This is a genomic window from Desulfovibrio simplex (genome assembly GCF_055387835.1).
In genome coordinates this window covers 2,895,277-2,906,323 of the sequence record NZ_AP042377.1, presented here as the reverse complement: position 1 = coordinate 2,906,323, position 11,047 = coordinate 2,895,277, and the positions used below count along the sequence as shown (strand labels likewise).

The window sequence follows — 11,047 nt, the reverse complement described above, 5'->3', positions numbered from 1 at the left end:
CGTTCACTGGGGAAAAGGTCATTGACCAAAGCCCCCCTGCGGGGCCTCGGACTGCGCGCCCCCGGATTGCGCGGCAGACGCCGCGTGGCTGGCTGAGCGCGCGGCGGCCGCGCGGTCTTCGTTGGGAACAAGAGAACGCACCACGCGCGCGGGCGAGCCGACGGCGAGGCTGTGCGGCGGCACGTCCTTTGTGACCACGCTGCCCGCGCCGATGATGGCTCCCTCGCCAATGGTGACGCCCTTGAGAATAATGCAGTTAAGGCCAATCCAGGCGTAATCGCCGATGGTCACGGGCCTGTCGCCCTCCATGCCCGGCTCGGTGGCGCGGGCTTCGGGCGGCCAGTGGGCGTGAAAGTCTGAATCCACAATGATGCAGTTGGGCGCGATGAGCACTTGCCGCCCTATGCTGATGATTGTAGAGCGTGCCGCAACGGACGTGCCGCTGAGCTGCGCGCCGGGGCCGATATCTATGCGCGCGCCGGGGCCGAAGGTGCGCAGACGTACTGGCGTGGCCAGAGCCGCGGCCGTTGCCCGCCGCCAGGAAGAAATGAGGCTGGTTCCGGCCCCGATGGATATGTGACTGCCCGGCCAGCGCATGAGGCCCACCGGGCCGTGCGCCGTGACGCCGGAGCCCACGGGCACGCCCAAAAGGGCGGCCTTGCAGCGCAGCCGCAGGGTGCCAGAAAAGCGCCCCCAGCGTGTCATGATCTGAAGGCAGGCGTAGCTTATGATATTGGCAGGGGTGAGGCCCCGGCTGAGAGCTTTTTGCAGCATGCTCATGATGATCTTCCTCTGGCGGCGTTTTGGCGGGTGCCAGATTTTTCTGTTAAGGAAACGCTGAGTTATTCCGTTTGGCGGCGTTGCTTCCCTTTTTTTGAAACAGTCGAGGACGGAAGAGTCCACTCCTGCTTCAAAAAAAGATCGCGCCTTGCCAAACGAAATAACTGCGCGTTTCCAGGAGGCTCTTTAATCAGTGCTTCCTTAAGTCTGTGGTGATCAGGAGTACGCCCTTTGCACGAAACCGCCGCGGGTTTGCCCTCAACCACCGGGCAAGAATGCCAGACTTGCCCCCGGTGGTCGAGAGGTCGGCGCAGAGGGGCAGCTGCAAGCCAGGAAGAATTGTTGTTACCATATGAAATAATTTATTTAAATAATTGCATCCAACCTTGACGGCGGATGCTCCTTGGACTAGGTTGAAAATGAATTTTGTTTTTACTTGTGCGTCCCGTTGAAAATCCCTGGCCAGCGCACGCTGTGCGCGCTCTGGATCAGGTGCAAAAGCATGTGCGTGCGGCCCGCTGGCAAGGGTGCGTTGGTGCGGTACGTTGGTGCTGCCAGTTAATGCTGCCGCAGGGGGCACGCGGGCGCGTTTTTTTGTTGGGGGGAGTATGGACAGGCCAGAAAATATTTTTCCGCTCACAGCCCTCAAGGTTGGCGAGCCCGCGTTTATTGTAAGCATTAATGCCAGGGGAGAACTGGCCCGCAGAATACGCGACATGGGCCTTGGTTCGGGCATGCCTGTTTCAGTGGTGGGCTATGCCCCCCTGCGGGACCCCCTGGCCCTGCGTTGCGCTGAAGTCACCATTGCCCTGCGCCGCCGTGAGGCCAGGGCCATCATGGTGCGCCAGAGTAGCGAGGCGCAAGCGCCAGCCGCCACCAGAGCGCAAAAACGGTAAGCGCGTCAGCCCCAAGGGTTTAGTCTCGCCCGCTTGGGCCGTAACAGCGCGGATACACCACATCAGGCATTGGCGGCACGCGTCTTTCCCGCAGCCGCCAGAGCATTTTCAACAAGTAATCGCCCAAGGACATTTCCGGCGCTGGTCGCGCCGCAGGCCGTTCACACGCAGAAAAGCCGCCTCCACCTTGTCAGCCATGCATTGCCGCAAAGACAGACTGAAAACCCGCTCCGGCATGCCGGAGCGGGTTTTCAGTTCACTGTGAAAAAGGCAATAAAAGTTTTAGGGGGTGGGGGCGTGGGGGAGGAGACCCTTTTGCAAAAGGGGCCCTCCCCCACAAAGCATTTCAAAGCGCCATTATTCGCGCGCGTCTTACTGTGAAACTGCTCTGAAAGCGGCAGCGGCGGGCCGCGACCTTACTTCTTCAACTGGCGTGTCCACTGGGCAAGGGCCTGCATGACCTCGGCGGTCTGCTTGGCGAGGGCCTCGTCCACCACATTGCCCTTGTCGTCAAAGCAGGGGCCGAAGGCATTGGAAAACAGTTCTGGCTTGTTCAGCACGTGCAGGTTCAGGTACACGCAGACCTGACGCAGGTGGTACTGGCTGCGGCCGGTGCCCATGCCGCCCCCCGCGCCCACGATGCAGACGGCCTTGCCCGAAAGCGGCACGAGGTTGGGCTCGCGTGAAACCCAGTCCAGCGCGTTTTTCAGGGCCGGAGCCAGGGAATAGTTGTATTCGGGGCAGGCCAGCACCAGGGCGTCCGCGGCGGTGACCTGTGCAATGAGGTCTTTGGCGGCCTGGGGTTTTTCAATGTCTTCATTATAGAAGGGCAGGGCGGAGATGTCTGCGATCTCCATGCGGACGCCCTCGGGAAGATGGGCTGCGCAGCAGCGCAGCAGTCCCGAATTGCGGGAGGCGCGGCGCAGGCTGCCTGAAATGCCCACGAAAGTCAGAGTGCTCATAGGTATTCTCCTTGTGTCCGGCTGTGCGGACAGCTCCAGCCTAGCAAGTTTTATGGCGAAAGCCTATGGATTGGTTTGACTGCCGGACGGCGGGCAGCTGTCAGCAGTCGCAGGCCTTGCGGTCGCGGGTGCGGCTTTCGAATTTTTCCTTGTTTACCACAACGCGTTCGTGAACGCCCTCGCCGATAAGCCCTGCCTCGTCACGCGCGCTGACCTTGAAGGTAAGCCCTTTGCCATTGGCGGACATGGCCGTCAGTTCGGCGGTGAAGGTCACCTTCATGCCGCAGGGTGTCGCCGCCACATGGGCCACGTCCACCCTGGTGCCCACGGTGGTCATGCCGTCGGGCAGGGCGTCCTGCACCAGGGCCACGGCGGTGGCTTCCATCCAGGCTATCATCATGGCTGTGGAAAAAACTTCCACAAGGCCGCTGCCAACGCGGCAGGCCAGCATGTCTTCACTGACCGTGATTTCGGATGTGCCGGTAATGCCCGGTTCCAGAATCTTTTTCATTCTTGCCTCGTTTGCCTCACCCGGCCTGGATCAGGCCGGGGCGTGACCGTGCATTGGTGGGTTGCCAGGGGGCCGTTTTTGGGTGCCAGGCAGCATAGTAGAAAAGATACGGTGCGCTATCAAGCCCGGCCGCAATCGGGTCCGCCCGCGAATGCCAGTGGCGTTCGCGGGCGGACTTGTGCAGACAGAGCCTGTGGAGGTTATGGCTGCGTGGAACTACTTGCCCTGGCCGCCTTGTGAGGTCAGGCGGTCCTGGCCTTCCCACACCTGTTCAGCCTTGGGCAGCACGGGCAGCAGCTTGGTCCAGGGATTCTTCTGCAAGAATTCCGGGTCCTGCTGGAGCTTGCGGCTCATGGTCAGGATGGGCGGCACGATGTCCTTGATGTCGCCGGCCAGGGCCGGGGCGATGCCGAATTCCGTGGCCTGGGTGGCCAGGTCAACGGCCTTCTGGCTGCATTCCATACTGGTCATGAGGGTGTCGAGGGATTTTGCCGGGTTATGGAAGCCCACGCTGTTTTCAGCGGAGACGTAGTCCCAGAACAACTGGCCCTTGCGCACCATTTCGCGCGCTTCAGTCATGAGGGCTTCGTAGTTGGGGGCGCGGTGGCCGTCATAGGCATTGGCAAGGCGCACGGCCTCATGGGCCTTGACGGATATTTCCTGTGCCTTGAGCAACTGTTCGTAGGTTTTCTTCTGGGTGTACAGTACACGCCCACGCAGGTATTCGGCGGTCTTGTCGGCGTGGCACTGGCGGCAGGCGCGCATTTCGGGATCCTTCATGGGCGAGGTCATCCAGTGGCTCGAGATCTTCTTGCCGTCTTCACGCACGTATTGCATGTGGCAGTCGGCGCAGGCGACGCCGGCAGCGCCGTGGGGACCGTCCTGGAAGGTTTCGTAATCGGGGTGCTGCATCTTGATCATGGGCACCTTGGAGGCGGCGTGCACCCAGTCAGCAAAGGGGCCGGGCTTGCCGTCCGGGCCCTTGGCGCCGTGGCCCTTGTAGTACTGATACATGTCTTCGGGGTTCATGCCGTTATCCCAGGGGAAGACGGGCTTGGCAGCCGGGCCGTTGTCCTTGTGGGTAAAGTAGTACTCCACATGGCACTGGGCGCAGACGAGCATGCGCTTTTCGTTGCGGCTTATCTTCTGCCAGTCCTTGCCGCTGCGCTTGAGCCAGTCCTTGAGCGGTTCGGAATACAGGCGCAGTTCCATAGTGCCGGGATCGTGGCAGGTGGCGCAGCTTATGCTTTCTTCATGGGCGTTGATCTTGTCCTTGCCGCGGAAGTCGTTGACGTCCATAGACCAGAACTTGTCGCCATACTGGCCGACCCATTCCATCATCTTGGGAGTTTTGCAGTTCCAGCAGGTGGCGGGCAGATTGCCCTTGCCGTCAGCGCCGAAACGGTTGATGCGGTCAATGTTCACAAAGTCGTCAATGGCGTGGGTATGCCCGCGCGTTTCATTGTATTCATACATGAAAGGATAGCCCAGCCAGAGATTTTTCAGGTAGGGCTGGGCATGCTTGAAGCCCTTGGGCAGGGGATTCACATTGTCGTTTTTGTGATAGGGAACCGAACCCTTATAGTCGGTCATGACCGTGTCTTCGTTATTTTTCATGTACGAAGCGTATTGCTGGGGAAACTGGCCCTTGAAGGCCGACATCTTGAGTTCCGTTTCAGGGATGCCTGTTTTGTATTTGGGGGCCTTCAGCTCGGTGGAAACATCCTGACAGCCGCTGAGCAAAGCAACGCCCAGCAGCGTGGCCAGAGCCAGGGCCGTGGTCACAATTCGCTTATTCATAGGCTACCGTCCTTGTGCTGATAGGCCGCGTACGCATGTGAGTGACGCCCCGGTGACAATCCACGCAGTAAGGCTTGGCGTCCATGCTGGCCACGTTGATGTTGGTTTGGGCATGGCACGCCTTGCAGTTGGCGTTGACCACATCACGGGTATGCAGACTTGGGGGATGCGGAACATCGCGCCCCGTGATGTTGCCCACTACGTCGCGCAGCCCTTCTTTTGCCTTGAACGGCAGCTTGACCAAAAGATTGTGCGGGGCATGGCAGTCATTGCATGAGAGGTTGGCATGCGTACCCATTTTCTGGGTCACGGCAGCTTCCTGCATGATATGACAGCTGGCGCAGAACGGCCGCTGGTCCGTGGTCGTCATGGCGTACGCCAGGACTCCCAGTAGCACCATGCCCGCCGCAACGCCGCCCATCAGCCATTTGAGCCAGGGTCCATTGCGGGGTGTACCCATAGAGCCTCCTTCACTCGCTCCTAGTGCAGATGCGCCCTGAAAACCCAGATTCCCAGGGCGGGGGTATCGCCCACTGGCAGGCTTGGCAGCCTGCGTAGTCATGAGCGCTGACAACGGCTGAAGCAGAGTACTTTTGAGAACAGGCATTCTCAAAGGTTAACCCACGACCATTTACAACATGCACCCAGGGGTTCAGGGCACATGCATCGTAACGGTGGGCGTCTGCCCATTCAGTCGCCCGAGCATTTCACAATGAAAATGCTCTGAAAGGTCACCGGACGGTCGGTTAATCCAGGTTGTACATATATTTTAGGCATGAAAAAAAGCTTAATAAATTTGGCGGTTATGTGATTTTTTTGGCAATGATGACTGGTGGCCTTGCTATGTTCAGATAAAAATGACAAAATTTCATTAAATTATGACAACAGATTGGGCTTCTGCTCCTCCTCAACACGCGAGGCTTTCATGGCGCACGTTGTCTCAAAAAAGAATGGCCCGGCCATCTGGCTGCCCCTACTTGCCTGTTTTTTCTGGCTTGTATTCACCCTTGCGCTCTACCGGCAGGCCGCGCGCGTTGATGAGGCCCACAGGCTTGAACTGGAGCATACCAGATTATCCACGGTTGCGCGACAGCTTATGGACGCGCGCAACTGGAATGCGGCCCACGGCGGCGTCTATGTGCTGAAAAGCGCATACGGGCAGCCCAACCCCTGGTTGCCCGAGGCCGAACGTACTGTGGACACGGCGGACGGGCGCACCCTCGTGCTCATGAATCCCGCCTACATGAGCCGCCAGCTGGCTGAACGCAACTCTGAGCCGGGCATTGGCATCAGCATCATCAGCAATGTGCCCCTGCGTCCCGAAAACAAGGCCGACGCCTGGGAGTCTGAAGCCCTTGTCCAGTGTACCGAAGGGGCGCGGGAAATCTTCAGCGCTCCGGAAACGGACGGGGAGGGCAAGCTGCGCCTGCTCAGCGTGCTTGTGGCGCAGGAAAGCTGCCTGCGCTGCCACCAGGGCCGCATGGTGGGCGAGGTGCTCGGCGGCATCAGCGTCAGCCAGAATGCCGAAGCCTATATGCACAACGCGGGGCTGCAACAGCGCAACATGCGCCTGCTCTATTCCCTGCTGGGCCTGACGGGCGTGCTCGCCATCGGCGGCCTTACGCTCAATCTCACGCGGCGGCGCTGGCTGGCCGAAGAAACCAGCCGCATGAAGAGCGCCTTCATGGCGCGTCTGAGCCACGACATGCGCACGCCGTTGACGGCCATACTGGGCATGAGCGAGCTTTTGCAGCAAAAGAGCGTGCCGGAAAAGGAACGCAGGAACGCCCTGCGGTATCTCACGCAGGCGGGCAGCGCCCTGCTGGAAATGGTGCGCGACGTTACCGACCACGCAAGCCTTGAGCAGGGCGCGCTGCAATTGCGGGCCGAGCCCTTTTCCCTGCGTGCGGCCCTGGAAGGCTGCACGGCCCTGTTCCGGCCGATGGCCGAGGCCAAGGGGCTGGATATTGACCTGGACGTGGACCCGCAGCTGCCGGACGCGGTGGTGGGCGACAGCTTTCGTTTGCGTCAGGCCCTGGGCAATCTTGTGAGCAATGCGGTGAAATTTACCGAGCTTGGGCGGGTGCGCGTGTGCGTGGGGCCGGCCGAACGAAAATCGGGGGGCGCCCCGTTTGGCTCGGCGGATGCCCTGTGTCTCAGGATTCTGGTGCAGGATACAGGGCCGGGCCTGCCCCTTGAAGACGCCGAGCGCATCTTTGAAAGCTTTCAGCGGGGGAGCGACGCGTCGTCGGCTCCCGGCACGGGCCTTGGGCTGTATATCGCGCGCACCATTGCCCGCCGCATGGGCGGCGATGTGACGGTGACTTCCGCGCCGGGCAGGGGAGCCTGCTTTGCCCTTGAGGTGTGCCTGCAACTGCCGGGCTGCGCTGAAGGAAAAAAGAGCGGCAACAGGCATGACAGTCAGCCCGCAGCAGCGCCACCGCACGGGGCTTGCGCCGCGCCGGAAACCGGGCCAGGCACGGTAAGCGGAGCCGCCGGGGCCGCCATGCCGCCTTGCGGGTCAGCCGTGCCCGAATCCTCCGTCGGGTCTGAGTCGCCTTCCGCGTCTGCGCTTTCCACCGAACCTGCGTCGTTAGCCGCAGCTGCGTCGTGCTCCGGCTCTGTGGCATTCTCCGCATCTCTCCCCACCTCGTCCCCGGTCTGGCCCTGTGCCGCGGAAAGCGCATTGGCGGATGCCGCCACGGATGTGGACGGCGGGGCCGATTCTGATTCAGAAAAGGGCTGTTTTACGGGCCGCCGCATTCTTGTGGCCGAAGACAATGAGGCCAACAGATATATTATGGAATACATGCTGCGGGCAGAGGGCGCGCGCGTGCGTATGGCGCGTGACGGCAAGGCCGCTTTGGCCGCCCTTGCCCGGGGTCCGTGGGATCTGGTCATTCTTGACGCGCGCATGCCCGACATGAGCGGGCTTGATGTGTTGCAGGCCGTGCGCCTCGGCCATGCCGACGTTCCGGCGCGGCAAAAAACCGTCATCTACACCGCCGCCCTCGACGCGCAAGACCGGCGGCGCTGCAAGGAACTGGGGGCTGATCTCGTTTTGCTCAAGCCCCTGACCTTTGCCGTGCTGCGCAAGGAACTGGCCTCCCTGTTAGCGGCGGGCGACACTGCGCGCGCTCCGGCTGGCGCTGTTCCGGCGTCCAGCGAGCCGGTGTCCGGCGATCTGGCTGCTGGCGAGGCGTCCTCCGGCCATGCATCCGCGCCTGCCCCGGAGGGCAGCCCCACCGTACCCGCCCCGCGCTGTGAGCCCGAATTTCCCGCCTATCCCGAAGATTCTGCCCGTGCCGCTTCGCGGGGGCTCGAAGCAGGGGCCGGGTGCGCCCCCGACACGCGCAGGGAAGAGGCGCTCGCGCTCTGGAACAGGCAGGCGGCCATGGACGCGCTGGATGACGACCCCCAGTTGCTGACGCAGCTGGCCGGAGTGTTGCGGGGGGATTTGCGCATCCGTGACGCGGAACTGGAAAAGGCCCTGGCCGCGGGTGATGATGCCTGCCTGCGGCGTCTGGGGCATGCCGTCAAGAACTCCGCCGGGACCATGCGTTTCGATGTGCTGCGGGCGCGGGCCTGCCATGTGGAGCAAGCGCAAAAGCCCGATCTTGGGCTGGCCGTGACCCGGATGCGCGCCGCCCTGCGGGAGACTCTGGATATGCTGGACAAAGAGTTGGGCAAAGATCCGGACAAAGAACCGGGCGGTGTGGACGCCATGCCGGGTAAAACGCTTCTGCCGGAGCCTGTGGCGGGTTTTGCGGCAGGCACGGCCCAGGCGGGCTGCAAGGGAGGCTGTTGATGGCCCGTATTCTCGTGGTGGATGACGAGGCGCTCATGCGCACCATGGTTGAGGTGGTGTGCACGCGCATGGGGCACGAAGTGCTGCTGGCGGAAAACCTCAGCCAGGGGCTGGAGATGGGCCGTCAGGGGGTGGATGTCGTGCTTCTTGACGTCTGGCTGCCCGACGGCAGCGGCCTTGAATGGCAGGGCGACTTTGCCCACCTGCCCGGCATGCCCGATGTGGTCATCATTACGGGGCACGGCGACGGCGACGCCGCCGAGGTTGCCCTGCGCTCGGGGGCCTGGGAATTTCTGACAAAACCCCTGAAGGTACGCGACATTGAACAGTGCTTGCGCCATGTGCTGACCTTCCGCAAAAACAGGGTTCCGGGGCCGGAATCCCTGCTGGTGGACAGCGGCCATATTCTGGGGGCTGGCGCGGGCATGAGCCGCGCCCTGAAGCTTCTGGCCCAGGCCGCGCAGAGCGAGGTCAACGTTCTTTTGCTGGGCGAGACCGGGGTTGGCAAGGAAGTTTTCGCCAAGGCCCTGTACCGCAACAGCGCGAGGGCCGCGCGCCCTTTTGTGACGGTGGACTGCGCCTCACTGCCTGAAACCCTGGTGGAAAGCCATCTTTTCGGGCACAGCCGTGGCGCGTTCACCGGGGCGGACAGGGCACGGGAAGGGCTGTTGCTGGCGGCCCACAAGGGAACACTTTTTCTTGATGAGGTGGGCGACCTGCCCCAGCCCATGCAGGGCGCTTTTTTACGCGCCCTTGAACTCAAGCGGTTCAGGCCCGTGGGTGAAGTGCGCGAGGTCAGCAGCGATTTTCGCCTTGTGGCGGCCACCAATAAAAATATCGAGGCCATGGCCGGGGATGGGACCTTTCGCTCTGACCTGCTGTACCGTCTTCAGGGTCTCACCATTGTCATTCCGCCCCTGCGCGAGAGAAGGGACGAGATCCCCGCGCTGGCCCAGCAGACCGTCAGCCGCTTCTGCCTGCACAATGACCTGCCTGGCAAGGCCATTTCCGGGCAGGTGCTGGACATGCTTATGGAGTATCCCTGGCCTGGCAATGTGCGCGAGCTTATCCATTGCATAGAGCGCGCCTGTCTGGCCGCCGGGCAGGGCGACCTGCTCCTGCCCGTGCATATGCCCACCCATATGCGCGTGGACGAGGCGCGCCGTCGCATGGGCCGGGGGCAGGAAGGCGCTTTCGGCGAAGCTGCCGCCGGTATTGCCTCCCTGCCCGCTGCCTGTGGATTTCAGGCATCCAGCGTGCAATCCGGCGGCGCTGCGTGCCCATCCGTTGGCCTGCCGCCGCTTTCCGGCCCGGAGCAGGATCTGCCTGCGTTGCGCCAGTGGAAGGCTCAGGCCGAAGAAGCCTATGTGCGCCGCGTATGGGCCGTCACCGGTGGCGACGTGCGCAAGGCCGCGGCCCAGGCTGGCATATCGCGCGGGCACTGGTACGAACTCATGAAGAAGTGCGGTCTGTAACGGGCCCGCCAGCTGGTTTTATTCCGCGTGCCCTTTTATGCCCTTTATTGAGGCTGGCCGCGCAAAAAAAGGTCAGTTTCCGGGGCCAAGAAACCTTGCATCGCCGCATGAAAGGCGCTATAGCGAAAAAAATCGGCTTATTAAAGGCAATAAGACAGCATATGAACAAGAGTCCCCTTACTATCAAAGGATATGTTACGGCAGTGCCGCGCTCCGTGGACGCGCGGCAGGCCAGGGTGGCCGTGATCCAGGACGACGTGGAATACCGTATTGTGCCCCGTGGAGCTGGTGTTGATCTTGACGATGAAGTCAGCCTTACTGTGGAGGTTACCGGCCAGCATGAAGAGGTCGATGGCGTGAACTACCTCGTGGTGCGCGGCTACACTGTGCTTGAAGACGATTCCTGGCTTGAAGAATAGACGCATCCCCCTTCTCAGAGCAAAGTAACTTTGAGAATCTCCATTTTCAAAGCTTACAACACACTCGTTACGGCGCGCGAATGCATAAGTGTATAGCACTGTTTCCCTTACGGCAGCAGTTGCGGGGCTGACGCTGTGCCCATCGCGGCCCGGCAACTGACGGGCATGGCCGCCTTTGGGTCTGGAGCGTTTTACCTTTGAAAAAGGTTGCATGCTCTGGTGCTGCGCGAAGCGCAGCACGCCGAAGCGGGCGTCTTGGAAGCATTGCTTCAGGCGTTGTGACACAGAAAAATACGCCTGAAGTCAGTACTTGGTTACACGACATCCAAGTGGAAGAACCGCTGTCGCTGTCCGTAAGCCCGCAGGAGCGGGCGACGGCTACCGCGAGAATGGATA

Annotated in this window: 9 protein-coding genes; 4 read left to right on the top strand and 5 right to left on the bottom strand. The window is 61.6% G+C overall.

Annotated elements, in window-relative coordinates; translation table 11 throughout:
• Positions 1 to 18: 18 nt before the first annotated feature.
• Complete coding sequence (locus ACZ5DH_RS11935; protein WP_464254486.1) at positions 19 to 780, bottom strand: acyltransferase; 762 nt, start codon at positions 778 to 780, stop codon at positions 19 to 21.
• 608 nt (positions 781 to 1,388) lie between these two features.
• Between ACZ5DH_RS11935 and ACZ5DH_RS11930 the strand changes: the two genes are divergently transcribed.
• Positions 1,389 to 1,676, top strand: coding sequence for a FeoA family protein (locus tag ACZ5DH_RS11930; RefSeq protein WP_464254485.1), 288 nt, complete (start codon positions 1,389 to 1,391; stop codon positions 1,674 to 1,676).
• A 416-nt stretch (positions 1,677 to 2,092) separates the two neighbouring features.
• On the opposite strand, the gene ACZ5DH_RS11925 is transcribed toward ACZ5DH_RS11930, so the two are convergent.
• From ACZ5DH_RS11925 to ACZ5DH_RS11910, 4 genes are all read right to left on the bottom strand, one after another.
• Complete coding sequence (locus ACZ5DH_RS11925; RefSeq protein WP_464254484.1) at positions 2,093 to 2,638, bottom strand: NADPH-dependent FMN reductase; 546 nt, start codon at positions 2,636 to 2,638, stop codon at positions 2,093 to 2,095.
• Positions 2,639 to 2,738: 100 nt separating this feature from the next.
• Positions 2,739 to 3,149, bottom strand: a complete 411-nt coding sequence (locus ACZ5DH_RS11920; RefSeq protein ID WP_464254483.1) for a thioesterase family protein — start codon at positions 3,147 to 3,149, stop codon at positions 2,739 to 2,741.
• A gap of 216 nt (positions 3,150 to 3,365) precedes the next feature.
• Positions 3,366 to 4,949 carry an ammonia-forming cytochrome c nitrite reductase subunit c552 gene (locus ACZ5DH_RS11915; protein WP_464254482.1) on the bottom strand — a complete coding sequence of 528 codons (1,584 nt, stop codon included), beginning with the start codon at positions 4,947 to 4,949 and terminating at the stop codon, positions 3,366 to 3,368.
• Positions 4,942 to 5,409, bottom strand: a complete 468-nt coding sequence (locus ACZ5DH_RS11910) for a cytochrome c3 family protein (RefSeq protein WP_464254481.1) — start codon at positions 5,407 to 5,409, stop codon at positions 4,942 to 4,944. Before ACZ5DH_RS11910 ends, ACZ5DH_RS11915 begins: the two co-directional genes overlap by 8 nt.
• A 465-nt stretch (positions 5,410 to 5,874) precedes the next feature.
• On the opposite strand from ACZ5DH_RS11910, the gene ACZ5DH_RS11905 reads away from it, so the two are divergent.
• The 3 genes from ACZ5DH_RS11905 to ACZ5DH_RS11895 all read left to right on the top strand — a co-directional run bounded on the left by ACZ5DH_RS11905 (position 5,875) and on the right by ACZ5DH_RS11895 (position 10,651).
• A complete protein-coding gene (locus tag ACZ5DH_RS11905) occupies positions 5,875 to 8,757 on the top strand; it encodes an ATP-binding protein (protein WP_464254480.1) in 2,883 nt (960 codons plus the stop codon).
• Positions 8,757 to 10,232 carry a sigma-54-dependent transcriptional regulator gene (locus ACZ5DH_RS11900; RefSeq protein ID WP_464254479.1) on the top strand — a complete coding sequence of 492 codons (1,476 nt, stop codon included), beginning with the start codon at positions 8,757 to 8,759 and terminating at the stop codon, positions 10,230 to 10,232. Before ACZ5DH_RS11905 ends, ACZ5DH_RS11900 begins: the two co-directional genes overlap by 1 nt.
• Positions 10,233 to 10,393: 161 nt before the next feature.
• Positions 10,394 to 10,651 (top strand): hypothetical protein, encoded by a 258-nt coding sequence (locus ACZ5DH_RS11895; protein ID WP_464254478.1) that lies wholly within the window; start codon positions 10,394 to 10,396, stop codon positions 10,649 to 10,651.
• Positions 10,652 to 11,047 lie beyond the last annotated feature (396 nt).

Bases quoted from the DNA above. Each gene is read 5' to 3' on its own strand.
- ACZ5DH_RS11935 (WP_464254486.1), bottom strand. From the start codon at position 780: ATGAGCATGCTGCAAAAAGCTCTCAGCCGGGGCCTCACCCCTGCCAAT.
- ACZ5DH_RS11930 (WP_464254485.1), top strand. From the start codon at position 1,389: ATGGACAGGCCAGAAAATATTTTTCCGCTCACAGCCCTCAAGGTTGGC.
- ACZ5DH_RS11925 (WP_464254484.1), bottom strand. From the start codon at position 2,638: ATGAGCACTCTGACTTTCGTGGGCATTTCAGGCAGCCTGCGCCGCGCC.
- ACZ5DH_RS11920 (WP_464254483.1), bottom strand. From the start codon at position 3,149: ATGAAAAAGATTCTGGAACCGGGCATTACCGGCACATCCGAAATCACG.
- ACZ5DH_RS11915 (WP_464254482.1), bottom strand. From the start codon at position 4,949: ATGAATAAGCGAATTGTGACCACGGCCCTGGCTCTGGCCACGCTGCTG.
- ACZ5DH_RS11910 (WP_464254481.1), bottom strand. From the start codon at position 5,409: ATGGGTACACCCCGCAATGGACCCTGGCTCAAATGGCTGATGGGCGGC.
- ACZ5DH_RS11905 (WP_464254480.1), top strand. From the start codon at position 5,875: ATGGCGCACGTTGTCTCAAAAAAGAATGGCCCGGCCATCTGGCTGCCC.
- ACZ5DH_RS11900 (WP_464254479.1), top strand. From the start codon at position 8,757: ATGGCCCGTATTCTCGTGGTGGATGACGAGGCGCTCATGCGCACCATG.
- ACZ5DH_RS11895 (WP_464254478.1), top strand. From the start codon at position 10,394: ATGAACAAGAGTCCCCTTACTATCAAAGGATATGTTACGGCAGTGCCG.